The sequence below is a fragment of the Sphingomonas sp. FG14 genome, assembly GCF_057809675.1.
Genome location: NZ_JBMDKK010000003.1, coordinates 195508 through 220116, shown reverse-complemented (window position 1 = coordinate 220116; position 24609 = coordinate 195508). Strand labels below are relative to the sequence as shown.

Genomic DNA, 24609 nt, shown 5'->3' with positions numbered 1-24609 from the left:
CATCGCATTTCCCCTCCACCACCAAGCCTCTGGCTGGCGGTTCCCCTCCCCATCACCAGATGGGGAGGAGAAAGCCCTACACGCCCTCGAGCAGCTTTTCCTTGCGGATCTTGTCCTGCCAGACGAGCGGCGCGAGGTGGTGGACGCTCTGGCCCTCGGCATCGACGGCCACCGTCACCGGCATGTCCTGCACCTCGAACTCGTAGATCGCCTCCATGCCGAGATCGTGGAAACCGACGACCTTCGAGCCCTTGATCGCCTTGGCGACCAAATAGGCCGCGCCGCCGACCGCCATCAGATACGCGGATTTGTGTTCGCGGATCGCGTCGATCGCCATGGGGCCGCGTTCGGCCTTGCCGACCATCGCGAGCAGCCCCTGTTCCAGCATCATGCGCGTGAACTTGTCCATGCGTGTCGCGGTCGTCGGGCCGGCGGGGCCCACAATCTCCTCACCGACCGGATCGACGGGGCCGACATAATAGATGACACGCCCGGCGAATTCGACCGGCAACGGTTCGCCCTTGGCCAGCATGTCCTGGATGCGCTTGTGCGCGGCATCGCGGCCGGTGAGCATCTTGCCGTTGAGCAGCAGCCGGTCGCCATGCTTCCAGCTCTGCACGACCTCGGGGGTAAGCGCATCGAGATCGACGCGGATCGCTTCCTTGCTCGGCGCCCAGTTGACGTCGGGCCATTCGGACAGCTTGGGCGGCTCGAGATAGGCCGGGCCCGATCCGTCGAGCGTGAAATGCGCGTGGCGGGTCGCCGCGCAATTGGGGATCATCGCGATCGGCTTGGACGCGGCATGCGTCGGCCAGTCCATGATCTTGACGTCGAGGATCGTCGAAAGCCCGCCCAGCCCCTGCGCACCGATGCCGAGCGCATTGACCTTGTCGTAGATCTCGATGCGCAGTTCCTCGATCCTGTTCTGCGGCCCACGCGCCTTGAGCTGGCTCATGTCGATCCCGCCCATCAGCGATTCCTTGGCGAGCAACGCCGCCTTTTCGGCGGTGCCGCCGATGCCGATGCCAAGCATGCCCGGCGGGCACCAGCCCGCACCCATCTGCGGCACCATCTCCAGCACCCAGTCGACGATCGAGTCGGAGGGGTTGAGCATCTTGAACTTGGACTTGTTCTCGCTGCCACCGCCCTTGGCCGCGACATCGACCGAGATCTTGCCGCCCGGCACCATTTCGACATGGAGCACGGAGGGCGTGTTGTCCTTGGTGTTCACGCGGCTGAAAGCGGGATCGGCGAGGATCGAGGCGCGCAGCGGATTTTCCGGGTTGCGATAGGCGCGACGTACGCCTTCATCGATCACCTCCTGGAGCGACTTGTCCGATTCCAGCCGGCAATCCTGGCCCCATTTGACGAACACCGTGACGATGCCGGTATCCTGGCAGATCGGGCGATGCCCCTCTGCGCACATGCGGCTGTTGGTCAGGATCTGCGCGATCGCGTCCTTCGCCGCAGGCGACACCTCCGCCTCATAGGCGGCGCCGAGTGCGCGGATATAATCCATCGGGTGGTAATAGGAGATGAACTGGAGCGCGTCGGCCACGCTCTCGATCAGGTCGGCTTCCTTGATGACGGTCATTCGGTCTTTCCCTACGGGCGGAGTCGCGTCCCCTTATCGCGCTCCGCGGCAGGTGGGAATGGCCGGTCTAATCGCGGTCGGGCGCGCCCAGCGGAAAATAGGACCGATAGGGCCGCCCCTCGTCTATGGCGCGCGCGAAGCTCGGCCGTTCGATCAACCGCTGGCGATAGGCATGGACGTTCGCGAATTCCGCGGGAATCGCATGGGTCCAGTCGGCATAGAAGAGTTGCGGCGCCGCCGCGCAGTCCGCCAGACTGAAATCGCCCGCCGCCCATTCGCGACCGTCCATATAGCCGTCCAGCCAGCGATAGGCCTTGTCCAGCAGCGACTGGGCCTCCGTCACGCCGTGCGCATCGCGGGCCGCCTCGTCACGCAGTGAGTTGAAGACGATCCTCTGCTGAGGGCTGGCGATGTAATTGTCGAAGAAGCGATCCATCATGCGCACGGCGATCGCGGCGTCGCGATCCTCGGGGATCAGCCGCACCGGACCGGCATGATGGACGTCGAGATATTCGATGATCATCGTCGCTTCCGGCACCACGCGATCACCCTCGCGCAGCACGGGAAAGCGGCCAAGCGGCCAGATTCGCGCCAGTTCCTCACCCACGCCTTCATCCTCGAGCATGCGGTAGGTGAAAGGCGTGTCGTTCTCGAACAACGCGATCAGCGCCTTCTGGCAATAGGAAGAGAAGGGGTGCGAGAAGAGTTCGAGAGCCATGACGCCACCTGCCTTTTCGTGCTCGTGCCGCAAGGCGGTTAGATCAACCGATTGCAATCTGCAAGCAGATAGCCCCGACGCCGGGCTGGATCGCGATTTATTTTCGCGCCCTTGAAAGAAGGCGACGCGGCCGCGTGACTAACAGGCAGATAACCGTTCGGGAGGACGCCAATGATCAGAAACGCTCGCCTGCGCCATGGCCTCATCATCGCCGCCGGCACCATCGTCATATCCGCCTGGGTCGCGGTCGCCGCGACGATATGGCTGCTCGAGCCGAGCGTCGCGCTGCGGACCGGGATCGTGCTGGCGGCGGCGCTGCTCACCGAAGCGATATTCTGGCTGGGCGCGGCCTATCTGGGGGTCACGCTGTTCGATCGGCTCCGTATCTGGCGTCGAAAACCGCGCGGGTAACGGAACTGAGGTTTCTGGATCTCCGATCTGCTTTGCCGCTTTACACCTGTCTCCGTCGGGATATAATTTTCTGATTAGAGAATAATGGCAGGGATGGATAAATGGGGAAGCTGAAGCGCGTTCTGGCCCTGGGAGCACGCTATGTGCTTCTGCCCCTGCTGGCGGTGCTCATTGTCACGATCGCGACATCGCTCCTCATCCGCTCCATCGCGCGCGAGAATAATTATGCGGGCGGCATCATCATGTCCCCCCGGGGCGTGGACCAGAAGCTCTATGTCCGGTTGAACGGCGCGCGCCAATGGGTGACGATCCGGGGCCAGGACCGCAACAATCCCGTGCTGCTCTACCTCCATGGCGGCCCAGGCGGCACGATCAGCGGCGTCTCCTATTCGTTCCAGCGCCCCTGGGAGGAATATTTTACCGTGGTCCAATGGGACCAGCGCGGCTTTGGTCGTTCGGCGATCGACGGCGAAGCGCTACGCGGCACCGTCACGCGCACCCAGCTCGTCGACGACGCCATCGCGCTGATCGAACATCTGCGCCGCAAATTCCATCAGCGCCGGATCATCCTGGTCGGTCATAGCTGGGGCTCGCTGCTGGGCGCGGAAGTCGCCCGCCGGCGCCCCGACCTGCTCCATGCCTATGTCGGCTTCGGCCAGGTGACGGGATGGGAGACCAATTTCGTCGCGACACGCGATGCGGTCGGGCGCATCGCGAAGCGGCGCGGCGATTCGGCGCTGGCGGCGGAAGTCGCGGCGATGGGCGATCCGCCGCCGGGCCGGGACGTCGAAGCATTCAGCGCCTGGATGGCCAAGGTCCAGCATCCGGTCCTGCCGCTCAGGGGCGCGATCTATAATGCGCGCGGAGGCGGCGACATCGCGCGATGGACGTTGCTGACCGCACTGGCATCGCCGGATCTAGATCTCGGCGATATCTTCGGCATGCTGGGCGGTTCGGATGAATGGCGGACCCCGCTGCTGCGTTCGGCGGCGGGCTGGGATTTCCGCCGGACGCTCGGCACGCGTTTCGATGTGCCGGTGATCTTCGTCTCGGGCCGCTACGACCTGCAGGCACCGACCGAGGCCGCCGCTGCGCTCTCCGCCGAGATCTGTTCGCCCTATACCGAGATGGTGGTGATCGACGATGCCGCCCATTATCTGGTGAACGAACAGCCCGGTCGGCTGCTGGGCGCCTTGCGCGACAAGGCGCTGCCCTTCGCGCAGGGTCGGGTGCCCACCGGCGGGCGCCGCTGCGACGACGCCCCGACCACACCATGACCGATCGGTGACGGATCGATGACCAACCGGCGACCGATCGATGACCCCCATGGGTCGGATCGATCCGATCCGGCCCGATCGTAGCAAAATATTTTTGTTCCTCGTCCGTTCCCTTGCCTTTTCAGGAGGCGAGGAAACTCCGCGCGTCGCGCGCCGACCTCGTTTCGCCGCTGCCACGAACCGAGTCATACGAGCGACGAACCGAGTCTCCGAACCGTCATTTACCGTCTTGCATCGCCGGCCGGATACGGCACTATTGATGGTGTGAATCCAGGGGGCTGGGCACAACTACTGGTAGAACCGCCAACGCGACACCATATCGCGACACGCGGTTTCGCCATGTCGAGAACGACGGAATCGAGCGAAATTCACGTGCCCGAGCCCTTGGAAAGATGCTATTCTGGGGGCTTGCCCCCGAGTCGAACGGATCGGGAACGGGAGCGCGTAAATCATGGACTTCAGAGATACCCGGGAAGAGAGCAGCAGCGACGTGTCAGCAACCGTAACCGAAGCACCGACCAAGCCCGCCAGCAAGGCGGAGGAAAAGGCCGTCGACGGCAAGAGCGCCGCGATCGACAGCAAGACGGTGCTGCCGCTGCCCTTCCCTGTCGATGTCGATCACGCGCGTGACGCGCTGCTGACCGATTTCGGCAAGGAGACGCTGCGCGACCGCTATCTGCTCCCCGGCGAAAGCTATCAGGATCTCTTCGTCCGCGTCGCATCGGCCTATGCCGACGATGCCGCGCACGCGCAGCGCGTCTACGACTATATCTCGCGCCTCTGGTTCATGCCCGCAACGCCGGTGCTTTCCAACGGCGGTACCGGGCGCGGCCTGCCCATCTCCTGCTATCTCAATTCGGTGGACGACAGCCTGAACGGCATCGTCAACACCTGGAACGAGAATGTGTGGCTGGCCAGCCGTGGCGGCGGCATCGGCACCTATTGGGGCAGCGTGCGCGGCATTGGCGAGCCCGTCGGCCTCAACGGCAAGACCAGCGGCATCATCCCCTTCGTCCGCGTGATGGATTCGCTGACGCTCGCCATCTCGCAAGGCTCGCTCCGCCGTGGATCGGCGGCGGTCTATCTCGACATCTCGCACCCCGAGATCGAGGAATTCCTGGAGATTCGGAAGCCCTCGGGCGATTTCAACCGCAAGGCGCTGAACCTCCATCACGGCGTGCTGCTGACCGACGATTTCATGGAAGCCGTGCGCGACGGCGCCGAATGGGTGCTGCGCAGCCCCAAGGACCAGTCGGAGCGCGCCCGCGTCGATGCCCGCGCGCTGTTCCAGAAGCTGGTCGAAACCCGGCTGGCGACCGGCGAGCCCTATATCGTGTTCGGCGACACGGTGAACCGCACCATGCCCAAGCATCACCGCGATCTGGGCCTCAAGGTCTCGACCTCGAATCTCTGCTCCGAGATCACGCTGCCCACCGGCACCGACCATCTCGGCAATGACCGCACCGCGGTCTGCTGCCTCTCAAGCCTCAACCTCGAGACCTGGGACCAGTGGAACGGCGACAAGCAGTTCATTGAGGACGTGATGCGCTTCCTCGACAATGTGCTGTCCGACTATATCGCCCGCGCGCCCGACGAGATGGCGCGCGCCAAGTACAGCGCCGAGCGCGAGCGCTCGGTTGGCCTGGGCGTGATGGGTTTCCACAGCTTCCTCCAGGCGCGCGGCCTGCCCTTCGAGGGGGCGATGGCCAAGAGCTGGAACCTGAAGATGTTCAAGCACATCAGCGCGCAGGTGAACGAAGCGTCGATGAACCTGGCGGTCGAGCGCGGCCCCTGCCCCGACGCCGCCGACATGGGCGTGATGGAGCGTTTCTCGTGCAAGATGGCGATCGCGCCGACCGCGTCGATCAGCATCATCTGCGGCGGCACCTCCGCCTGCATCGAGCCGATCCCGGCCAACATCTATACGCACAAGACGCTGTCCGGCAGCTTCTCGATCCGCAATCCTTATCTGGAAAAGCTGCTCAGCGAGAAATCGAAGAACAGCGAAGCGGTGTGGAACACTATCCTGGAGCGGGGCGGCTCGGTCCAGCATCTCGACTTCCTCTCGCAGGAGGAGAAGGACACCTACAAGACCAGCTTCGAGATCGACCAGCGCTGGCTGATCGAGCTGGCGGCGGATCGCACCCCCTATATCGACCAGTCGGCCTCGCTGAACCTGTTCATCCCCGCCGATGTCGAGAAATGGGATCTGCTGATGCTCCATTTCCGCGCCTGGGAACTGGGCATCAAGTCGCTCTATTATCTTCGTTCGAAGAGCGTGCAGCGCGCGGGCTTCGCGGGCGGCGTCGAAGCGGACAACACCATCGACCTCAAGCAGATCGAGGTCGAGGTGAAGGATTATGACGAGTGCCTGGCGTGCCAATGACCCCGTCATTGGCCGCTCTGAACGATTGATTGTCACCCCGGCGAAAGGATCTCCTGAGCGAGGTCGAAGGGCTGGGGCCCATACCGAATATCACCAAGCACTGCGGACAACGGAGATCGCTTGGATTCCAGCTTTTGCTGGAATGACAGGATAAGGAAGAACGCGAAATGCCACTCCTTCAAGCGTCCAAACAGTACAAGCCCTTCGAATATCCCTGGGCGTTCGAGTTCTGGAAGCGCCAGCAGCAGATCCACTGGATGCCGGAGGAAGTGCCGCTGGGCGAGGATTGCCGCGACTGGGCGCAGAAGCTGACCGATCACGAGCGCAACCTGCTCACCCAGATCTTCCGCTTCTTCACCCAGGCCGATGTCGAGGTGCAGGATTGCTACCACGACAAGTACGGCCGCGTGTTCAAGCCGACCGAGATCAAGATGATGCTGACCGCGTTCAGCAACATGGAGACGGTGCACATCGCGGCATACAGCCACCTGCTCGACACGATCGGCATGCCCGAGAGCGAGTACGGCATGTTCCTTCAGTACAAGGAAATGAAGGACAAGCACGACTATCTCGCGACCTTCGGCGTCGATACCGACGAGGATATCGCGCGCACGCTCGCCATGTTTGGCGGCTTCACCGAGGGGCTCCAGCTCTTCGCCAGCTTCGCGATGCTGATGAACTTCCCGCGCTTCAACAAGATGAAGGGCATGGGCCAGATCGTCACCTGGTCGATCCGCGACGAGAGCCTGCACTGCGAAGGCATCACCAAGCTGTTCCACGCCTTCACGCGCGAGCGCGACTGCCTGACCGCGGCTGTGAAGAGCGATATCCGCGACGTCTGCCACACCACGGTGGGGCTGGAGGACGCGTTCATCGACCTGGCGTTCGAGCAGGGCCCGGTGCCCGGCATGAGCCCCAAGGAGATCAAGAAATATATCCGCTACATCGCGGACTGGCGCCTGGGCCAGCTCGGCCTGAAGCCGATGTTCATGATCGACGAACACCCGCTGCCCTGGCTCGCCCCGCTGCTCAACGGCGTCGAACACGCCAATTTCTTCGAGACGCGCGCCACCGAATATTCCAAGGCCGCGACGCGCGGCAACTGGAACGAGGTGTGGGATAGCTTCGACCGTCGCAAAAAGGCGCGCGCCAACGATGTGGCCGTCGAGGCGGGCGAGGATGATATGTTCGCGAAAGCAGGAATCGCGGCGGAGTAAGGCGCGCCGGCCGACGGATTGGCGCAAGCCAATCCAAGGCGAACAAGGCGCGCCCGGCCGGCGGCGCGAAAAGCGCCGATCGACGACGCGGGATTCACTCCCGCGTCGCGCGCACGATCCCGACGCCTCACAACCGAAGCGTCACCTTCACCTCATCCCCTTCCCCGATATCCTCGCGCCGCCGCACCTCGGCCTTGATCGGCAGCAGATAGCCGTCGCTTTCCTTGTGCGGGAACAGTGAGGTCGTGAAGTCGCTGCTCCCGATCCTCGCGCGCACCGGGACAGATCCGAAACCACGCGACTGGCCGGCGGCGCGGCGCTCGAACGACCGCATCCGCACCATATCGGCGCCGTCGCCGGTCAAGGTCACGAAATACCAGCTCGCCTTGGCCGGCGGCTGCGGGGTCCAGCGCCACAGCAACGCCTCGAAAACCAGTGTCTCGCCATCGCTCACGGAGATCAGCGATCCCAGAAACGGGGCGAGCGCGCAAGCGGCCGGCAGAATCGTTCCGGACCGCCGATTTGACGCGGATCAAATCCAGCCGGCCACCATCATGCCATGCCGCACCGTCACGGAGCAGAACATGGCAGACCCCGCCCCCATCCTTCCCTATGACGCGATCGGCGGCGCGCCGGCGGTGTCGGCGATCGTCGCGCGCTTCTATGCGCTGATGGATGACGAACCCGACTATGCGCCGCTGCGCGCGATGCACGCGGCCGATCTCGGGCCGGTGGCGGTGGGGCTGGAGCAGTTCCTGACCGCCTGGCTGGGCGGACCGAGCCAGGCCTGGATGGCGCGCAATGCCTGTGTCATGTCGCTCCATCGCGGCCTCGCCGTTTCGCCTTCGATCGCCGGCCAATGGGTGCAGGCGATGGCGCGCGCGGTCGCGGCGCAACCGGGGATCGATCCCGGGCTGGGCGAAGCCATGGTCGCGCGGCTCGCGCAAATGGCGCATGCGATGATCAGCCGCCCGGCTTCACAGCCCGCGCCGGATATGCTTTAGCGCCCGTCCGCACTTTCTGAGTGGTTCATGTCTGAGATTGTCGCCCGCTGATCGACGGGGCCGGGTTCGCACCCGGCAGCGCCGTCGGGCCGCGTGAATGCAATGGCGAGGCTTCGCGCCTCCGCCAGCGCGCGTTTGCGCACTATCACCGGATTCCGCCCCGACCGCTCGTCCTGAGCCTGTCGAAGGACTGTCCTTCTTCCTGCGCAAAAAGGAAAGAACAGGGCTTCGACAAGCTCAGCCCGAACGGATTTATGGTGCGATGTCCGAAGACGGGCACGATTTTCATGAATATCTCGAAATACGAACAGCGCGTGCTGCACGCGCTGGCGCAGGGTGGCCGCATCGCGCATCGCCGCGACGAGGACGGCCGCATCGTCGCGGTGGAATGTTTCACGCGCGATGGCTGGCTGCTCTCGGACTGCAATCTCGGCGTCTTCCGCCGGCTGAAACGCCGGCGGCTGATCGCCAGCATGGACGGCCAACCCTATCGCATCACGCGGCTTGGACTGGGCGCGGTGCGCGCGCAGCTCGACAATCGCTGACCGCGAATTGACCGCAAGGACTCCATGTGTATTATTTTACTAATACACATGGAGTCCTGACCGATGCCGTTTCGCCCCCTGCCCCTGTCGGGTCTTCTCGCCGCCGCCTTGCTGTCGGCGGGCCACGCTCAGGCTGCGACGCCCGATCCGGCGCTCCGCACCGAGATCGCGGCGCACGACGCCGAATTCTTCCGGATCTTCTTCGAAGGCTGCGATCCGCAGGCCGTTGCCGGCATGCTGACCGAGGATCTGGAATTCTATCATGACAAGCAGGGCGTGGTGACGCGATCGGCGGCACCATTTGTCGCGCAATATGCCGAGACCTGCGAAAAGCGGAAGGCGCCCGATGCCTGGCGATCGCGGCGGGAACTGGTCGCGGATACGCTTAGGGTCGATCCCGTGCCCGGCTATGGCGCGATCGAGGATGGCGACCATGTCTTCTACGAACGCAAGGGCGACGGACCCGAAAAACTGGTCGGCCGGGCGCATTTCACACAGCTCTGGAAAAAGGACGGCGATCGCTGGAAACTCGCCAGAATCCTGAGCTACGCGCACGAGGCGGTCAAATGATCGCGGCACCTGTCCGCCCGATGAACGCCACGTAGTTTCCGGTTCACGCAACATCGCTCATGCTGGGTCGTTCCTAAAGTCTGGAACGCGTAAAGAAGGAGCAGGATCATGCGTACTCTGATCATTGCAGCCAGCCTGGCCGCCATCGGCCTGTCCGTACCCGCCAGCGCCGAAGCCCAGTCATGGCGCGACCGCCGCGAATATCGCGAGGACGTTCGTGACGCCTATCGCGACTATCATCGCGACATGCGCCGTGCCGACAGCCGCCGCGACGTGCGGGAGGCGCGCCGCGACCTCCGTCGCGATCTTCGCGAGGCTCGTCGCGACTATCGCCGCGATAGCCGTGGCCGCTATTATTACTGGCAGAATGGCCGCCGCCACTATCGCGGCTGGTGAAGCAGACGCCCCGGCGCCCATGGTGCCGGGGCGTTTCACCTTCCATATCGTCCCCGCCGCGATTTGACGCGGATCAAATATCTCCCCACCGCCATGCCGCATCCTTCCTTCATCACATGAAGGAGCGAGACATGATCGGATTTATCGGCAATCACATCCCCATGCTGTTCGGCGCGATGATCGTGCTGTTCGCGACCGTTCTCATCACATTGAGTGTCGAGGATGCGCTGGGGCATCGCTGAGCCGCCAGAGGCGGACCATCATCGCGGCGAGTCGGCGGTTTCCGCCAGCGTCGCGCTCGCGCCCGTCAGCCTGAAGGCGATCGGCACCGACACCGGCGCCGGATCGCCCCCGCGCTCCGCCGCTGCCACCGCCATATCGGCGTCGAACCGCGCATCCTCCGCATAACCGCGCCGCAACAGGGCTTCGTTGCGCGCCATCTCCGCCTCGATCTGCTGATCCCGCGCCATCGCCCGGCGCTCCTGAAGGCTCGGGCCGCATCCTTCGCAGACGGTCGGAATGATCGGCGGGGGGCCGGTATAGGCGGTTTCCGCCCGATCTGCGATCAGCGCCTCGGGGCGGCCAAGCAGTTGGTCACCGTCGTCGCGCTCCACGATCTGAAGAGGAACGCCGCCCGCCGCGAAACTGCCCAGGCCAACACCGGCCAGCCCGCCGACGATCGTCACCGCACACGCGACGATCAGGATGCGTCCAGCGGTTTCCCCTTTCACGATCGGTTCCCTTTTCCTTTCCGACTCGGGCCATCAACCAAGACCGGGGGTCGTCGGTTCCCGATACGCTTGCACAGGCTGGCGGCCTGCGCCAGTGAAGGCGCATGATCACGCTGCGCACGCTTTATCCGCCCATCGACGCCTATGCCGCCGGCCATCTGGATGTGGGTGGGGGCCACAGCATCTATTGGGAGCGCAGCGGCACGCCGGGCGCCAAGCCGGCGGTGTTCCTGCATGGCGGGCCGGGCGGCGGATTCGCGCCATCGCATCGCCAGCTTTTCGATCCGGCGCGCTACGACGTGCTGCTGTTCGACCAGCGAGGCTGCGGCCGATCCACGCCACATGCGGGCCTGGACGCCAATACGACCTGGGATCTCGTCGCCGATATCGAACGGCTGCGCGAGATGGCGGGGGTCGACACCTGGCAGGTGTTCGGCGGATCCTGGGGATCGACACTGGCGCTCGCCTATGCCGAAACGCACCCCGACCGCGTGTCCGAACTCGTGTTGCGCGGTATCTTCACGCTCACCAGGGCGGAGATCGACTGGTATTACCAGCACGGCGCCTCGCTGATCCACCCCGAGAAATGGGAGCGTTTCCAGGCGCCGATCCCGGAAGCCGAACGCGGTGACATGGTGGCGGCCTATCGCAGGCGGCTGACCGGCGACGATGCCGCGACGCGGATCGCGGCGGCCAAGGCATGGAGCCTGTGGGAAGGCCAGACGGTGACCTTGTTGCCCGATCCCGATCTCTCCGATTCCTTCGAGGCCGACGAATTCGCGCTCGCCTTCGCACGGATCGAGAATCATTTCTTCTCGCATCTGGGCTGGCTGGAGGACGACCAGCTCATCCGCGACGCCGGCAAGCTCAAGGGCATTCCGGGCGTGATCGTCCATGGCCGCTACGACATGGCCTGCCCCGCGGAAACCGCCTGGCGGCTGCACAAGGCCTGGCCGGAAGCGGAGTTCCACCTGATCGAAGGCGCCGGCCATGCGTTCAACGAGCCGGGGATTCTCGATCGGCTGATCCGGGCGACGGACGGGTTCGCGGAAGGCTGAGATTCTTCCATCCGATCCCCTCCCGCAAGCGGGAGGGGAGAGAGCGCCTTCCAACCCTGACTACCGCTTGCCGCCGAACTTGCGCTGCGTCTTGCCAAAGCGCGTCTTGCGCGTGCCAGGTTTGCCTTCGTTGCTGCGGCCCATGATCGGCGCCTTGTGCTCGCCTTCGGGAAGGCCCAGCTCCTCGCGTTCGAGCGCGCGGATCTCGTCGCGGAGACGGCCGGCCTCCTCGAACTCCAGGTCCGCCGCGGCCTTGCGCATCTTGCCTTCGAGTTCCTCGATATAGGCACGGAGATTGTGGCCGACCATGTGCGGCCGATCCTCGTCGATCTCCACCGTCACCTGATCGCGGTTGGAGACATGGGCGATGATATCGCCGATATTCTTGCGCACCGATGCGGGGGTGATGCCGTGTTCGGTGTTGTACGCCATCTGCTTCTCGCGGCGGCGCGTGGTTTCGTTGAGCGCGCGTTCCATCGATCCGGTCATGCGATCGGCATAGAGGATCACGCGGCCGTCGATGTTGCGCGCGGCGCGGCCGATCGTCTGGATCAGCGAGGTTTCCGACCGCAGGAACCCTTCCTTGTCCGCGTCGAGGATCGCGACCAGCCCGCATTCGGGAATGTCGAGCCCCTCGCGCAGCAGGTTGATGCCGACGAGCACGTCATAGACGCCCAGGCGAAGATCGCGGATCAGCTCGATCCGTTCCAGCGTCTCGGTGTCCGAATGCATGTAGCGGACCTTGAGCCCCGCCTCGTGCATATATTCGGTCAGATCCTCCGCCATGCGCTTGGTCAGCGTGGTAACGAGCGTGCGATAACCCTTCGCCGCGGTCTGCCGGCATTCGTTGATCAGGTCGTCCACCTGATCCTCGACCGGGCGGATCTCCACCGGCGGATCGATCAGACCGGTGGGGCGGATCACCTGTTCGCTGAACACGCCACCGGTCTGCTCCATCTCCCACCCGCCCGGCGTCGCCGAGACATAGACTGTCTGGGGGCGCATCACGTCCCATTCGTTGAAACGCAGCGGGCGGTTGTCGATCGCGGAGGGCAGACGAAAACCATATTCGGCGAGCGTGAGTTTGCGTCGATGGTCGCCGCGCGACATGCCGTTGACCTGGCCGATCGTCTGGTGGCTCTCATCGACGAACAGCAGCGCATTTTCAGGCAGATACTCGAACAGGGTCGGCGGCGGCTCGCCCGGCATGCGGCCGGTGAGGAAGCGGCTGTAATTCTCGATGCCCGCGCAGCTTCCCGTCGCTGCGATCATCTCCAGGTCGAAATTGGTGCGCTGCTCCAGCCGCTGCGCCTCGAGCAGCCGGCCTTCGGCGACCAGTTCCTTCAGCCGCTCAGTCAATTCGAAGCGGATCGCCTCCATCGCCTGTTTAAGCGTCGGCCCTGGCGTCACATAGTGGCTGTTGGCATAGACGCGGACATAGTCGAGGCTCGCCACCTTCTTGCCGGTCAGCGGATCGAACTCGACGATCTCCTCGATCTCATCGCCGAAAAAGGCGACGCGCCACGCCGTATCCTCATAGTGCGACGGGAAAATCTCCAGACTGTCGCCGCGCACGCGGAAATTGCCGCGCGCGAAGGCGGCGTCGTTACGCTTGTACTGGAGCGCCACCAGCTTGCGGATGATCTCGCGCTGATCGACGGTCTGGCCCTTTTTCAGGTCGAAGATCATCGCCGAATAGGTTTCGACCGATCCGATGCCGTACAGGCACGAGACCGAGGCGACGATCAGCACATCGTCACGTTCGAGCAGCGATCGGGTGGCCGAATGGCGCATCCGGTCGATCGCCTCGTTCACCGAGCTTTCCTTCTCGATGTAGGTGTCAGATCGGGGCACATAGGCCTCGGGCTGGTAATAATCATAATAGCTGACGAAATATTCGACCGCATTGTCGGGAAAGAAGCTCTTGAACTCGCCATAGAGCTGGGCTGCCAGGATCTTGTTGGGGGCAAGCACCAGCGCGGGGCGCTGCAGCGTTTCCACCACCTTGGCCATGGTGAAGGTCTTGCCCGATCCGGTGACGCCCAGAAGCACCTGATCGCGCTCCCCCGCAAGCGCCTGTTCGGTCAGTTCGGCGATCGCGGTCGGCTGGTCGCCCGCCGGCTCGTAATCGGAGACGATGCGGAATTTCTTGCCGCCTTCGGCCTTGGGCGGCCGCTCCGGCCGGTGCGGAATGAATGACTGACCCGTTTCCGGCTCGTCGAGCGTGGTGCGGATTTGGATTGCCATGGCAGAGGGATATGGGTGATGGTCGCGGCTGGCGCAACACGGGACGACCAATCTTCACCCTTCCCTGCCGAAAGGATTTCCATGAAACATCTGATGCTCCTCGTTCTTCCCGCGCTGGCGCTCGCCGCCTGCGGAAAATCGAACGACGGCGGCGCCAACGGCCAGGCCAATGCCGCGGAGGCCGGCAAGCCCAAGTCGATCGAACAGGTCGCGGAAGAGATGAAGAGTGCCCCAAGGATGAAGCCGGGCGAATGGGAAACCAACGTGCAGATCGTGAAGTTCGAGATGCCCGATGCGCCGCCCCAGGTGAAGGAAGCGCTGCAACAGTCGATGGCGCAGGCCAACAACAGCAGCAAGTCCTGCGTGACGCCGGAGGAAGCGGAGCGCGACCCGAGCGAATTCATCAAGAAAGGCCAGGGCGGCGAGTGCACCTATGAACGCTTCAGCTTCGCGGGCGGCAAGATCGACGGCAAGATGACCTGCAAGCGCGGACAGCAGGGCACGCTGGAGGCGACGATGACCGGCACCATCAACCCCGAATTGCTCGACATGACGATGACCAGCGCGACGAGCGGCGGCGGCATGCCCGGCAAGGTCGAGATGACGATGCACATGACGTCCAAGCGGGTCGGCAACTGCAAATAACAACGGACAAGGGAGAGAGACGATGATCGGATATACGCTGGTCGGCACCAACGACCTGGCCAAGGCGCATGCCTTTTACGACGCGCTGTTCGCCGAAGTCGGTATCGGCCGGCTGATGGATTTCCCCAATGGCGGCGCGGCATGGGGATCGGAGTGGGGACGGCCGATGTTCGGCGTCGGTCCGACCTATGACGGCGAACCCGCGACCGTCGGCAATGGCGTGATGATCGCCGTGGCCATGGACGAGCGCGCCAAGGTCGATGCGCTCCATGCCAGGGCCCTGGCATTGGGCGGCAGTTGCGAAGGTGGCCCGGGCCTGCGCGGCGACGAAGGCGATCAGGCCTTTTACGCCGCCTATTTCCGTGACCTGGATGGCAACAAGCTCTGCGCCTTCCGCGTCGGCCCGGCCGTTGCATGAGGATTCCCGTCGCGGCGCTGCTGATGTTGATGCTCGGCGGCGCCGCGCCCGGCCCAGTCCAGCCGGGCGGATGGACGCACAGCATGACGATCCACAGCGCGACCATTCCGGGCATTCCCGGCTTTCTGATCCCGAAGGGACGCCCGAAACATTATCGCACCTGTCTGTCGCCGCGCGATGCGGCGGACAATCCGGGCATGGTGCTGCGCGGCGAGGATATGGAATGCACCCCGCGCCGGCTGAGCATGGCCAATGGCCAGATCGCGAGCGTCGCCACCTGCACCGACAAGAAGCTGGGCGTGCCGATGACGGTGACGAGCACCGGCAGTTTCACCGCGACCAGCTATGAACTGCGCAGCGTGAGCACGGGCGCGCGCAACGGGAAGCCGATGCGGATCGAGACCACCAGCAGCGGCAAGCTTACGCACCGCTGCTAGGCGCTGCTAAGCGCCTCTCCAGCCGAAAATCGGTTCTCGACCCCCAATCCGGGCTTCCCTCCGTCGCATTCGCTGCTTTAAGCTTCAACCTTCATCCGAAACGGGGGTCTTCTCACTCATGCGCTTCATCCTGTCTGCCGCCGCGCTTTCGCTGCTTGCCACGCCGGCCCTGGCCGAACCCGATTATGCCGCGGCCGTTCGCCAGGATTATCAGGCCTCGCTCGGCGCACTGTGGGACAATTTCCACCGCAATCCGGAACTGAGCTTCAAGGAAACCAAGACCGCGGCGCGCATGGCCAAGGAATTGAAGGCCATTTCCGGCATGGTGGTGACGGAGAATGTCGGCGGCACTGGCGTGGTCGCCGTGCTCAAGAATGGCGACGGTCCGGTGGTGATGGTGCGCGCCGATATGGACGGCCTGCCGGTCGAGGAGAAATCGGGCCTGCCCAACGCCTCCAAGGTACGCCAGGTCGGCATCGACGGCGTCGAAGCGCCGGTGATGCACGCCTGCGGGCATGACGTGCACATCACCTCGCTGGTCGGCACCGCGCGGCGGCTCGCCGCGATGAAGGATCGCTGGAAAGGCACGGTCGTGTTCATCGTCCAGCCCGCCGAGGAGCGCGTGGGCGGTGCGCGCGCCATGCTGCAGGATGGGCTCTACACCCGTTTCCCCAAGCCCGACTATGCCGTGGGCTTCCACGTCTCCTCGGCGCTCGCGGCCGGCAAGGTCAGCGCGTCCGAAGGCATTCAATACTCCTCTGCCGACAGCGTCGACATCACGGTGCGCGGAGTCGGCGCACACGGTGCTTCGCCGCATGCGGGCAAGGACCCCGTCTATATCGGTTCGCAGATCGTGGTGGCGCTGCAAGGCATCATCAGCCGCGAGCGGCAGCCACTGGCGCCCGGCCTGATCACCGTTGGGGCCTTCCATGCCGGCACCAAGCACAACATCATCTCCGACCGGGCCGACCTGCAACTGACGGTGCGCGCCAATGACGAGGAGACGCGCGCCTTCCTGCTCAAGGCGATCGAGCGCGTCGCGATCGGCGTGGCGCGGACCAACGGCGTGCCAGAAGACAAGCTGCCCATCGTCAAGGCAAGCGAAGGCACACCAACGACGATCAACGACGGTCCGCTCGCCAAGCGGATGAACGCGGTGATGGTCAGCACCTTCGGCGCGCAGAATCTCGCGCCGTTCGAGCAGATGGGCATGGGCGCCGAAGATTTCGCCTTCTACGTCCAGCCCGATCTGAAGGTGCCCGGCTATTTCTTCGCGGTGGGCGGCACGCCCCAGGCCGATCTCGACGCGGCCAAGGCCGGCGGCCCTCCCGTGCCCTCGCACCACTCGCCGCTGTTCAAGATCACGCCCGAACCGGCGGTGATCACCGGCACGATCGCGACGACGGCGGCGGTGCTGGACCTGCTGAAGCCCGGCGCGGGCGCGGACTAAGACCGATCGCATCGCTTTTGCGGAAAACCGGTTCCCACTTTTCCGCGCGATGCTCTGAGCGCCGAACCAATCCACCCCACACACGTCATGCCGGCGAAGGCCGGCATCTCCCAGCCACTGGTTGGCAGGCCCCAGCTTCCGCTGGGGTGACGTTCTGGCCCGACCGGCTGAATCCTTGGAGAATTACCCCTTCGGCGTCAGCTTCAGCAGCCGCCCGGTTGCACCATTCTCGCCATCTTCCAGCAGCCACAGCGCGCCATCCGGCCCCTGCTCCACTTCGCGGATACGTGCGCCCATCTCGAAGCGCTCGGCCTCGCGCGCGGTGCTGCCCGAGGTGACGACGCGAACGAGCGATTGCGACGACAGGCCGGGAATGAAGGCGCTGCCCTTCCATTGCGGGAACATGTCGCCCGAATAGAAGATCAGGTTGCCGGGCGAGACCACCGGCGTCCACCACAAGGCCGGCCGCGAGAATTCGGGCCGGGTGTCGTGATCCGGGATATCCGCCCCGCCATAGTGATTGCCATTGGAGACGGTGGGATAGCCATAGTTCGCGCCACGCATGACGCGATTGAGTTCGTCACCACCCTCCGGTCCCATTTCCATGTCCCAGAGCTGCCCCTTGGCATCGAAGGCGATGCCCAGCGGGTTGCGGTGCCCCAGCGACCAGATCTGCGCGGTCACGCCGCCCTGGTCGGCGAAGGGATTATCCTTCGGCACCGATCCATCGTCGTTCAGCCGCAGGATCTTGCCGAGGTTGGCGCTCATATCCTGCGCGGGGGTGAATTTCTGCCGCTCGCCCGACGAGATGAAGAGATGGCCGTCGGGCGCGAACAGGATGCGATGACCATAATGACCGCGCCCGGAAACCTTGGGCGACTGACGCCAGATCACCTGCATATTCTCCAGCCGGGCGCCGCTATCGGCGACCACCAGCTTGCCGCGCGCCACCGCCGCGCCGCGCGTGTCCCCCTCGCCCGCCTCGGCATAGCTCAGATAGACGAGGCCGTTGCGCGCGAAATCGGGATGGAGCACGACATCGCCCAGTCCGCCCTGCCCGCCATAGGCGACCGCCGGCACCCCCGCGACGTCGATCGAAGCGGCGCCATCGATGGTGAGCAGTTTGAGCACGCCCTTCTTCTCGGTGACCAGCGCCTGCTTGCCACCGGGCAGGAAGACCATTGCCCAAGGCTCGACAAAGGTCGCGACAGGCGTCGCGACGAAGGGCGCGGATGCGGGCGCGGCGCGCGCGGCGGTGCTCGCGTCGGTCGCGGTGCCCTCCTTGCCCGGCACGGTCTGCGCATTTCCGCCACCGCCGGCCGAGCAGGCGGCGGCAAGGGCGAGAGCAGGAAGCAGGATGGTTCTGGAGTGCATGATACGCCTTCGAAACGGATGAATGGGTTGCAGGGATAACGGCATCAACGCGCGGGCGCATCCCCCGGCCGCACATCCCCATCGCCAGCTAGACTGGCGCATGCCCGTGCGAACAGCCACAACCGGATCGCGCTCGCCAGGTTGGGCGGCTCCTCCGCCGCGATCCTCTGCACATCGATCCGGGCGACCAGCGCGTTGAGCGGCAACCCGAGCGCGGCGGCGGCCTGCTCCAGCGCGGCCCAGAAAGCGGGTTCCAGGCTGATCGATGTCTGGTGCCCCGCGATCGTCACCGATCGCTTTACTGGGCCGAGATAAAGCGGGGCGGCAGGCGGCATGGTAACCAGGATAGCCCAGCCAGCACCCACTGGACAGCACACAGACAGATTTCGCTTGTTGCAATGTAGGATTTCAGATGTTCTCTATTTGTTCCGATCAATCACCGAGTCGAAAGGTTGAAACATGCCACACCATAAATCCCTGGCCGGACTTCAACGTGCCCGCGATGCTCTGGCAAGCGGAAATCTTTCCAAATCTGATACAGCTAGGGTAAAAGGTGTACTTGAAACATATGGTGAAGAGGGTAGACGAAATGGCATTGGAGTTACATTCCTCCCCAGAGACACCATCCGCAAAGAATCAAGTGGCTCCGGATTTACAAAATACTATAAAGATTTAAAGGTATCGGTTGTATACCTTCCAGATAATTTCTCCAAATTTGGAGAAAAATTTAAATCAAATAGAATGTCTACGGGAGCAACTGCAGATCAATTGAAAGGATTTTCTGCTCGTGATGAGCGATCAAATACAGTTCTCCATGAAGGCCAACACGCCCGCGACCAGCACAAGCTCGATCGAAATTTAACAAAAATGGAACAGCATCCATCAGCATACATAACTGGCGAATCTATCAATCGCGCCTTTGGAAGCCGTTCAATTCGACAAATTACCAACGCGATAACCGGAAGCACTAGCCATGATTACTAGTAAACTTTATAAATCCATCTACACAATAATTTCAACATGCACAATCTCTGCCATTTTGACAAACTGCCAAGGTGAACAGAACGCGTGCAAGACACCTAAACACTGGCTTTCCGAAAGCAGCCCCCCCATCGAACTTTCACCCAGATCTCGATTGACGATAAACGGAACAAACAATCTAAAATTAAATAATAAATCTATTGACATGGAATCATTAAAAAAAATACTTGTTCAAATGAAAGATTTTGAACAATCAGAACTTCTGGATATATCTATCAATAATAATATCAAATGCAATGAACTATACCCCATAATGAAAGAAATAGATGAATCTGCCGATTGCAAAAACTCCACATATTGCAGAGCATTTTTCACAAATTAATGAAATTATGGTTACAGCACGCTAGGAATTGCGATGAATTACGGTTACACTGCACTAAATTGATATCCGATACGTTGTGCGGGAGAGTACGGCATGGCCAGACTCTCCCGCATCGTCCTTCCCGGCATCCCCCGCCATGTGACCCAGCGCGGCAACCGGCGAGAGAAGAGCTTCTTCGAGAAGAAAACTTTCGAACTGCTCTGCAATACATAAAGTTGTCATCCAGGCCGGAAACAATAGCACGGCACCGCCCCCTATCCGGCAGCCGCGCTGCACTGAATTCGGTTATTTCAATGCGGGATGACAACCAGGCGGCGGCAAAGCCGCCGCCGTCGGTCAGGTCGGGGGCGTAGAGCCCCCGCCTGCCGGCCGTGCCGGGCGATGCGCCTTCCGCACCGCTTGCTTCGCGAGCGTGCTTCGCCCGTCAGTACATATGCTGCCCGCCATTGATCGACAGCGTCGATCCGGTCACGAAACCCGCCTCGTCCGAACAGAGGAACGCCACGCCGCGCGCGATCTCACCGGCTTCGCCCAGTCGGCCGACGGGAATCTTGGCGACGATCTTCTCCAGCACGGCGGGCGGGACCGCTGCCACCATGTCGGTATCGATATAGCCGGGCGCGATCGCGTTGACGGTGATGCCCGTCTTCGCCCCTTCCTGCGCCAGCGCCTTGGTGAAGCCGTGGATGCCCGATTTGGCAGCGGCGTAATTCACCTGGCCGTATTGGCCGGCTTGGCCATTGATCGAGCCGATATTGACGATACGGCCCCAGCCGCGCTCGCGCATGCCCGGAAAACAGGCCTTGGCCATGTTGAAACAGCCGCCCAGATTGATGCGCATCACATCGTTCCAGTCGTCGAAACTCATCTTCGCGAGCACGCCGTCGCGCGTGATGCCGGCATTGTTGACGACGACATCGACCGGGCCGAGCTCCGCCGCAACCTGCGCGCACCCTTGCTGGCAGGCGTCATAATCCCCCACGTCCCAACGATAGGCCTTGATCCCGGTGCGATCGGTGAAGGCCTTCGCCTTCTCGTCATTGCCGGCGTAATTCGCCGCCACCGTCATCCCCATATCCTTGAGTGCAAGGCTGATCGCTTCTCCGATACCGCGGGTTCCGCCGGTGACGATCGCTACTCTGGTCATGGGATTCGTTCTCCTGTCAAAGGAGAGGAGAGGCTATGCGGGAGTGAGCCAGCCTTCAAGCTCCCGAAACAAAATGCTGCGCAGCATTGTCATGCTGGCCACATCGTCGTTGAGGCAGGGGAGATAGGCGAAGTGCGTGCCGCCCGCCGCCACGAAGCTTTCACGCCCGCGGATCGCCAGTTCCTCAAGTGTTTCCAGGCAATCGGCGGAGAATCCGGGCGCGACGATCGCCACGCGCTTCACGCCCTTCGCCGGCAAGGCGGCCAGCGTCGCGTCGGTCGCCGGTTCCAGCCATTTGGCCCGGCCGAAGCGCGACTGGAAAGCGACGATGAGTTCGCGGCCCAGCGCCTCACCAAGCAGCCGCGCGGTCTTGCGGCATTGGCAATGATAGGGATCGCCCAGGTCCAGCGTGCGCTGAGGCATGCCGTGGAAACTCGCGACGATCGCGTCCGGCGCGAAATCCAGCGCCGCCAGCCCTTGCTCGATCGAGGCCTTGAGCGCCGCGATATAGGCGGGATCGTCGAAATAGGGCGGTAATGTTCGGATCGCAGGTTGCCAGCGCATCTTCGCGAGCGCGGCGAAAGCGGCATCGTTGGCGGTCGCGGTCGTCGCCGCGCAATATTGCGGATAGAGCGGCGCGATCAGGATGCGCTCGCATCCAGCCGCCTTCAACGCGTCCAGTCGCTCAGCGATGGCCGGCCGCCCATAACGCATTGCATGGTCGACGATCACCCCGGGTCCGAACGCATCCGCCAGCGCCGATGCCTGGGCGCGCGTGATCGCGGCGAGCGGCGACCCGTCCTCACGCCAGACCTGCCGATAGGCATGCGCCGAATGGCGCGGCCGCGTGCGCAGGATGATCCCGCGAAGGATCGGCTGCCAGACGAGCGGGGGGATCTCCACGACACGGCGATCGGACAGGAATTCTGCCAGATAACGACGAACCGCCGGCGCATCGGGCGCATCGGGCGTACCGAGATTGACGAGCAGAACGCCGATCTTGGGCGCGGGGATGGTCGGATGATCGGTCATGCGAAGATTCCCGACGCGCCAGTCCATGCCGACTTCCATCTGCGTTCGGGCTGAGCCTGTCGAAGCCCCTGCCCTTCCTCACCTCGGTCGTCACAGGAGAAGAGCAGGGCTTCGACAGGCTCAGCCCGAACGGATTTTTTAAATTGCGGCCCCGCCATCACGCCTGATCCAGCGAAAGCGGCAAGGTTCGCAGTCGGCGCCCGCTGGCTGCGGCGATCGCATTCGCGACGGCAGGCGCGGTCGGTGGCACCGCGATCTCGCTGGCGCCGCCCGCGGGCTCGGCGCTGCGGATCAGCTCGATGCGGATCTCCGGCGCGGTGGCGAGGCGGGGCACCTCCAGTTGCTCGAAATTGCGCGGCACCGCCTGGCCGCGCTCGATCGTGATCGGCGCGCCGGTCGCGGCGGCGATGCCGAACAGGATGCCGCCCTCGATCTGCTGGCGAACGAGATCGGGGTTGATAACCCGGCCGCAATCGGCGACCGCGATCACCCGATCGACGATCACCTTCTGCGTCGCATCGACATGCGCCTCCGCCAGCAACGCGATATGGCTCCCCGCCATCGAATGACAGGCGATCCCCTGGCCCGAACCACCACCGCCACCTTCCCAGCCCCCCTTGGCTGCGACGGTCGAGAGGCAGCGCGCCAGCCGGGGATTGGCGCCCAGCATCTGCATGCGAAAACCGAGCGGATCGAGCCCCGCTTCCTGCGCCAGTTCGTCGATGAAGCATTCGGTGAAGAATGCGGTGTAGCTGTGCGCGCCCGATCGCCAATGGCCGGTGGGAACCGCGATCTCCACCGGATGATGATCGACGGCAAAGGCGGGAAAGCCATAGGGCGGCACCGCGCCCGCCACCGCAACACGGTCTGCGCCGTCGGCATCGGGGATCAGTCCGCGCAACCCTGGATTGCCCGCGAACATGCGGTGCGATTGTTCGAGCGCGGTGGCCGGAGCCGCGATCTTCGCCAGCCAGCCCTGCACCAGCCCGCCGGGGCCGAGCTGGGCGCTCATCCGCGCGAATGCGGGCGGACGATACAGATCATGCGCGATATCCTCGGCGCGCGACCAGACGAGCTGGACCGGACGCCGCATCTTCGCCGCCAGGATCGCGGCCTGGCCCGCTGCCTCATTCTCCAGCAACCGACCGAACGAGCCGCCGACCAGCATGGGGTGGACGGTGACGTTCGCTTCCGAAATCTCGAGCGCGCGCGCGGCGGCGGCGCGCGCCAGGCCGGGCGCCTGGGTCGGGATCCACAGTTCCAGCCGGTCGCCGCGCAGATGCGCTGTCGCGCAGAGCGTTTCCAGCGGCGCATGGACGGCCAGGCCCACACTATAATCGGCGGTATGCACGGTCTTGCCGCGATAGGCGGCTGAAAGATCGCCCGCGCTGGCGAAACGGACGCCGTCGCCGTCGATCGCACCGCGCAGGCTGTCGGCGATCGCGCCGCTATCTACCGGCTCAGCCGGCATGGCGAAGCGCGGGCGCATGGCATCCAGCGCGCGATTGGCCGCCCACCAATTGGTCGCGACCGCCGCCACCCAGCTTGGCGTATCGACAACCGCGAGCACGCCGGACACCGCGTCAGCGGCCTTCCGGTCATAACCCTTCAAACCCCGATGCCCGATCGGGCCCTGGCGGATGGCGGCATAGACGAGATCGGGCAGGCGGATGTCCGCCGCGAACATCGCCGATCCGTCGAGCTTCGCAGGCACGTCGAGCCGGGGCAGCGACTTGCCGGTCAACCGGTTCTCCAATCCGCCGCGCAGCGGGATCGGATCGGGAACCTTGAATTCCACGGCCTCCGCTGCGAGCGCGCCGAAACGAAGCTTCTCGTCACCACGCACCACGAACCCCTCGGCGGTATCGCAGGCGAGCCAGTCCGCATCCCAGCGCCGCGCCGCCGCCTTGCACAACAGCGCACGCGCCGCTGCGCCCGCTTCGCGCAACGGCCATTCGAACGCGCGAACCGAACTCGATCCGCCTGTGATCATCAACGCGTCGCGCGTCGCGATTTCCTGCGCCGCCCAGCGGATCGGCGCGGACAGGAAATCGGGGCCATGGCCATCGACACCCTCGCCGGCCAGCAGCCGGTTGGCATAGATGGGATTGATCGGCGCCGCTTCCACCGCGATCGTCCGCCAGTCGGCGCCCAGTTCGTCGGCCAGGATCTGCGGCAGGGCGGTATAGACGCCCTGCCCGGTCTCCGCCTGCGGCACCACGACGGTGACGACGCCGCTTTCGGCGATCTTCAGGAAGCCGTTGACGATCGTTTCGCCAGTGCTGGCGATCAGATTCGGCGCATAGCTGCGTGGCCAGATGCTCCAGGCGATCAGCAGCCCGGCGCCGATGCCCCCGCCCACCAGGATCTGCCGTCGGCTCGGCATGCGGCGCGTTCCGCCCATTCGATCCCCTAGCGCCATCACAGCCTGATAGGGGGGCGTTGCGGGAAGAGCAATCGGGGGAGGTGAATGGTTAGTTTGCGGAGCATGATCGGCAAGTCGGCCACTCCTTTCGCTTCAACGCCGCACACCCCGTTCGGGCTGAGCCTGTCGAAACCCTGCCCTTCCTGGACACAGAGGCGAATAAG

The 24609-nt window shown here is 63.9% G+C and carries 24 protein-coding genes; 14 read left to right on the top strand and 10 right to left on the bottom strand.

The window, feature by feature from the left end; genetic code table 11:
• Nucleotides 1-76 precede the first annotated feature (76 nt).
• Nucleotides 77-1594, bottom strand: coding sequence for a fumarate hydratase (locus ACODTA_RS13380; RefSeq protein ID WP_489066401.1), 1518 nt, complete (start codon nt 1592-1594; stop codon nt 77-79).
• 67 nt (nt 1595-1661) lie between these two features.
• A complete protein-coding gene (locus tag ACODTA_RS13375; protein WP_489066400.1) occupies nt 1662-2312 on the bottom strand; it encodes a glutathione S-transferase family protein in 651 nt (216 codons plus the stop codon).
• Between the two features lie 171 nt (nt 2313-2483).
• Here ACODTA_RS13375 and ACODTA_RS13370 point away from each other — a divergent pair, with 171 nt between their 5' ends.
• The 4 genes from ACODTA_RS13370 (at nt 2484) to ACODTA_RS13355 (ending at nt 7603) form a co-directional block, all read left to right on the top strand.
• Nucleotides 2484-2723, top strand: a complete 240-nt coding sequence (locus tag ACODTA_RS13370) for a hypothetical protein (protein ID WP_489066399.1) — start codon at nt 2484-2486, stop codon at nt 2721-2723.
• Nucleotides 2724-2824: 101 nt separating this feature from the next.
• Nucleotides 2825-4000, top strand: a complete 1176-nt coding sequence (locus ACODTA_RS13365) for an alpha/beta fold hydrolase (RefSeq protein ID WP_489066398.1) — start codon at nt 2825-2827, stop codon at nt 3998-4000.
• A gap of 451 nt (nt 4001-4451) precedes the next feature.
• Nucleotides 4452-6386, top strand: coding sequence for a ribonucleoside-diphosphate reductase subunit alpha (locus ACODTA_RS13360; protein WP_489066397.1), 1935 nt, complete (start codon nt 4452-4454; stop codon nt 6384-6386).
• 167 nt (nt 6387-6553) lie between these two features.
• Nucleotides 6554-7603, top strand: coding sequence for a ribonucleotide-diphosphate reductase subunit beta (locus ACODTA_RS13355; protein ID WP_489066396.1), 1050 nt, complete (start codon nt 6554-6556; stop codon nt 7601-7603).
• A gap of 127 nt (nt 7604-7730) precedes the next feature.
• Here the strand turns inward: ACODTA_RS13355 and ACODTA_RS13350 are convergent, their stop codons facing one another.
• On the bottom strand, nt 7731-8057 hold the full coding sequence (locus ACODTA_RS13350) for a DUF1905 domain-containing protein (RefSeq protein ID WP_489066395.1): 327 nt from the start codon (nt 8055-8057) through the stop codon (nt 7731-7733).
• A gap of 130 nt (nt 8058-8187) precedes the next feature.
• On the opposite strand from ACODTA_RS13350, the gene ACODTA_RS13345 reads away from it, so the two are divergent.
• From ACODTA_RS13345 to ACODTA_RS13330, 4 genes are all read left to right on the top strand, one after another.
• Nucleotides 8188-8607 carry a globin domain-containing protein gene (locus ACODTA_RS13345; protein WP_489066394.1) on the top strand — a complete coding sequence of 140 codons (420 nt, stop codon included), beginning with the start codon at nt 8188-8190 and terminating at the stop codon, nt 8605-8607.
• 287 nt (nt 8608-8894) lie between these two features.
• Complete coding sequence (locus ACODTA_RS13340) at nt 8895-9152, top strand: YjhX family toxin (RefSeq protein WP_489066393.1); 258 nt, start codon at nt 8895-8897, stop codon at nt 9150-9152.
• 63 nt (nt 9153-9215) lie between these two features.
• On the top strand, nt 9216-9722 hold the full coding sequence (locus ACODTA_RS13335) for a nuclear transport factor 2 family protein (RefSeq protein WP_489066392.1): 507 nt from the start codon (nt 9216-9218) through the stop codon (nt 9720-9722).
• Between the two features lie 108 nt (nt 9723-9830).
• Entirely contained in the window at nt 9831-10118 is a 288-nt protein-coding gene (locus tag ACODTA_RS13330; protein ID WP_222989421.1) for a hypothetical protein, read from the top strand.
• A 260-nt stretch (nt 10119-10378) separates the two neighbouring features.
• Here ACODTA_RS13330 and ACODTA_RS13325 read toward each other — a convergent pair whose 3' ends face one another.
• Complete coding sequence (locus ACODTA_RS13325) at nt 10379-10849, bottom strand: hypothetical protein (protein ID WP_489066391.1); 471 nt, start codon at nt 10847-10849, stop codon at nt 10379-10381.
• A 113-nt stretch (nt 10850-10962) separates the two neighbouring features.
• Here ACODTA_RS13325 and pip point away from each other — a divergent pair, with 113 nt between their 5' ends.
• Nucleotides 10963-11907, top strand: a complete 945-nt coding sequence (gene pip / locus ACODTA_RS13320) for a prolyl aminopeptidase (RefSeq protein WP_489066772.1) — start codon at nt 10963-10965, stop codon at nt 11905-11907.
• Nucleotides 11908-11967: 60 nt separating this feature from the next.
• Here the strand turns inward: pip and uvrB are convergent, their stop codons facing one another.
• Nucleotides 11968-14154, bottom strand: coding sequence for an excinuclease ABC subunit UvrB (gene uvrB / locus ACODTA_RS13315; RefSeq protein ID WP_489066390.1), 2187 nt, complete (start codon nt 14152-14154; stop codon nt 11968-11970).
• 81 nt (nt 14155-14235) lie between these two features.
• Between uvrB and ACODTA_RS13310 the strand changes: the two genes are divergently transcribed.
• The 4 genes from ACODTA_RS13310 to ACODTA_RS13295 all read left to right on the top strand — a co-directional run bounded on the left by ACODTA_RS13310 (nt 14236) and on the right by ACODTA_RS13295 (nt 17104).
• Entirely contained in the window at nt 14236-14799 is a 564-nt protein-coding gene (locus ACODTA_RS13310) for a DUF3617 domain-containing protein (RefSeq protein WP_489066389.1), read from the top strand.
• 22 nt (nt 14800-14821) lie between these two features.
• Nucleotides 14822-15217 (top strand): VOC family protein, encoded by a 396-nt coding sequence (locus ACODTA_RS13305; RefSeq protein WP_489066388.1) that lies wholly within the window; start codon nt 14822-14824, stop codon nt 15215-15217.
• Nucleotides 15214-15654 (top strand): DUF3617 domain-containing protein, encoded by a 441-nt coding sequence (locus ACODTA_RS13300; protein WP_489066387.1) that lies wholly within the window; start codon nt 15214-15216, stop codon nt 15652-15654. The genes ACODTA_RS13305 and ACODTA_RS13300 overlap by 4 nt, the downstream gene beginning before the upstream one ends.
• A gap of 118 nt (nt 15655-15772) precedes the next feature.
• Nucleotides 15773-17104, top strand: a complete 1332-nt coding sequence (locus ACODTA_RS13295; RefSeq protein WP_489066386.1) for an amidohydrolase — start codon at nt 15773-15775, stop codon at nt 17102-17104.
• Nucleotides 17105-17287: 183 nt separating this feature from the next.
• Here ACODTA_RS13295 and ACODTA_RS13290 read toward each other — a convergent pair whose 3' ends face one another.
• Nucleotides 17288-18478 carry a PQQ-dependent sugar dehydrogenase gene (locus tag ACODTA_RS13290; RefSeq protein ID WP_489066385.1) on the bottom strand — a complete coding sequence of 397 codons (1191 nt, stop codon included), beginning with the start codon at nt 18476-18478 and terminating at the stop codon, nt 17288-17290.
• 44 nt (nt 18479-18522) lie between these two features.
• Complete coding sequence (locus ACODTA_RS13285) at nt 18523-18813, bottom strand: ribbon-helix-helix domain-containing protein (protein ID WP_489066384.1); 291 nt, start codon at nt 18811-18813, stop codon at nt 18523-18525.
• A 124-nt stretch (nt 18814-18937) separates the two neighbouring features.
• Here ACODTA_RS13285 and ACODTA_RS13280 point away from each other — a divergent pair, with 124 nt between their 5' ends.
• Nucleotides 18938-19462: a hypothetical protein gene (locus ACODTA_RS13280; protein ID WP_489066383.1), complete on the top strand. Its 525-nt coding sequence runs from the start codon at nt 18938-18940 to the stop codon at nt 19460-19462.
• Nucleotides 19463-20265: 803 nt separating this feature from the next.
• On the opposite strand, the gene phbB is transcribed toward ACODTA_RS13280, so the two are convergent.
• The 3 genes from phbB to ACODTA_RS13265 all read right to left on the bottom strand — a co-directional run bounded on the left by phbB (nt 20266) and on the right by ACODTA_RS13265 (nt 24406).
• Complete coding sequence (phbB, locus tag ACODTA_RS13275) at nt 20266-20988, bottom strand: acetoacetyl-CoA reductase (protein WP_222990883.1); 723 nt, start codon at nt 20986-20988, stop codon at nt 20266-20268.
• 33 nt (nt 20989-21021) lie between these two features.
• A complete protein-coding gene (hemH, locus tag ACODTA_RS13270; protein WP_489066382.1) occupies nt 21022-22020 on the bottom strand; it encodes a ferrochelatase in 999 nt (332 codons plus the stop codon).
• Nucleotides 22021-22177: 157 nt separating this feature from the next.
• The gene (locus ACODTA_RS13265) at nt 22178-24406 is read right to left on the bottom strand and encodes a xanthine dehydrogenase family protein molybdopterin-binding subunit (protein WP_489066381.1); all 2229 of its coding nucleotides are present in this window, start codon (nt 24404-24406) and stop codon (nt 22178-22180) included.
• Nucleotides 24407-24609: the final 203 nt, after the last annotated feature.

What these genes read in the sequence shown, in the direction of transcription:
- ACODTA_RS13380 (WP_489066401.1), bottom strand. Translation starts at nt 1,594, where the DNA reads ATGACCGTCATCAAGGAAGCCGACCTGATCGAGAGCGTGGCCGACGCG.
- ACODTA_RS13375 (WP_489066400.1), bottom strand. Translation starts at nt 2,312, where the DNA reads ATGGCTCTCGAACTCTTCTCGCACCCCTTCTCTTCCTATTGCCAGAAG.
- ACODTA_RS13370 (WP_489066399.1), top strand. Translation starts at nt 2,484, where the DNA reads ATGATCAGAAACGCTCGCCTGCGCCATGGCCTCATCATCGCCGCCGGC.
- ACODTA_RS13365 (WP_489066398.1), top strand. Translation starts at nt 2,825, where the DNA reads ATGGGGAAGCTGAAGCGCGTTCTGGCCCTGGGAGCACGCTATGTGCTT.
- ACODTA_RS13360 (WP_489066397.1), top strand. Translation starts at nt 4,452, where the DNA reads ATGGACTTCAGAGATACCCGGGAAGAGAGCAGCAGCGACGTGTCAGCA.
- ACODTA_RS13355 (WP_489066396.1), top strand. Translation starts at nt 6,554, where the DNA reads ATGCCACTCCTTCAAGCGTCCAAACAGTACAAGCCCTTCGAATATCCC.
- ACODTA_RS13345 (WP_489066394.1), top strand. Translation starts at nt 8,188, where the DNA reads ATGGCAGACCCCGCCCCCATCCTTCCCTATGACGCGATCGGCGGCGCG.
- ACODTA_RS13340 (WP_489066393.1), top strand. Translation starts at nt 8,895, where the DNA reads ATGAATATCTCGAAATACGAACAGCGCGTGCTGCACGCGCTGGCGCAG.
- ACODTA_RS13335 (WP_489066392.1), top strand. Translation starts at nt 9,216, where the DNA reads ATGCCGTTTCGCCCCCTGCCCCTGTCGGGTCTTCTCGCCGCCGCCTTG.
- ACODTA_RS13330 (WP_222989421.1), top strand. Translation starts at nt 9,831, where the DNA reads ATGCGTACTCTGATCATTGCAGCCAGCCTGGCCGCCATCGGCCTGTCC.
- uvrB (WP_489066390.1), bottom strand. Translation starts at nt 14,154, where the DNA reads ATGGCAATCCAAATCCGCACCACGCTCGACGAGCCGGAAACGGGTCAG.
- ACODTA_RS13310 (WP_489066389.1), top strand. Translation starts at nt 14,236, where the DNA reads ATGAAACATCTGATGCTCCTCGTTCTTCCCGCGCTGGCGCTCGCCGCC.
- ACODTA_RS13305 (WP_489066388.1), top strand. Translation starts at nt 14,822, where the DNA reads ATGATCGGATATACGCTGGTCGGCACCAACGACCTGGCCAAGGCGCAT.
- ACODTA_RS13300 (WP_489066387.1), top strand. Translation starts at nt 15,214, where the DNA reads ATGAGGATTCCCGTCGCGGCGCTGCTGATGTTGATGCTCGGCGGCGCC.
- ACODTA_RS13295 (WP_489066386.1), top strand. Translation starts at nt 15,773, where the DNA reads ATGCGCTTCATCCTGTCTGCCGCCGCGCTTTCGCTGCTTGCCACGCCG.
- ACODTA_RS13290 (WP_489066385.1), bottom strand. Translation starts at nt 18,478, where the DNA reads ATGCACTCCAGAACCATCCTGCTTCCTGCTCTCGCCCTTGCCGCCGCC.
- ACODTA_RS13285 (WP_489066384.1), bottom strand. Translation starts at nt 18,813, where the DNA reads ATGCCGCCTGCCGCCCCGCTTTATCTCGGCCCAGTAAAGCGATCGGTG.
- ACODTA_RS13280 (WP_489066383.1), top strand. Translation starts at nt 18,938, where the DNA reads ATGCCACACCATAAATCCCTGGCCGGACTTCAACGTGCCCGCGATGCT.
- phbB (WP_222990883.1), bottom strand. Translation starts at nt 20,988, where the DNA reads ATGACCAGAGTAGCGATCGTCACCGGCGGAACCCGCGGTATCGGAGAA.
- hemH (WP_489066382.1), bottom strand. Translation starts at nt 22,020, where the DNA reads ATGACCGATCATCCGACCATCCCCGCGCCCAAGATCGGCGTTCTGCTC.
- ACODTA_RS13265 (WP_489066381.1), bottom strand. Translation starts at nt 24,406, where the DNA reads ATGCCGAGCCGACGGCAGATCCTGGTGGGCGGGGGCATCGGCGCCGGG.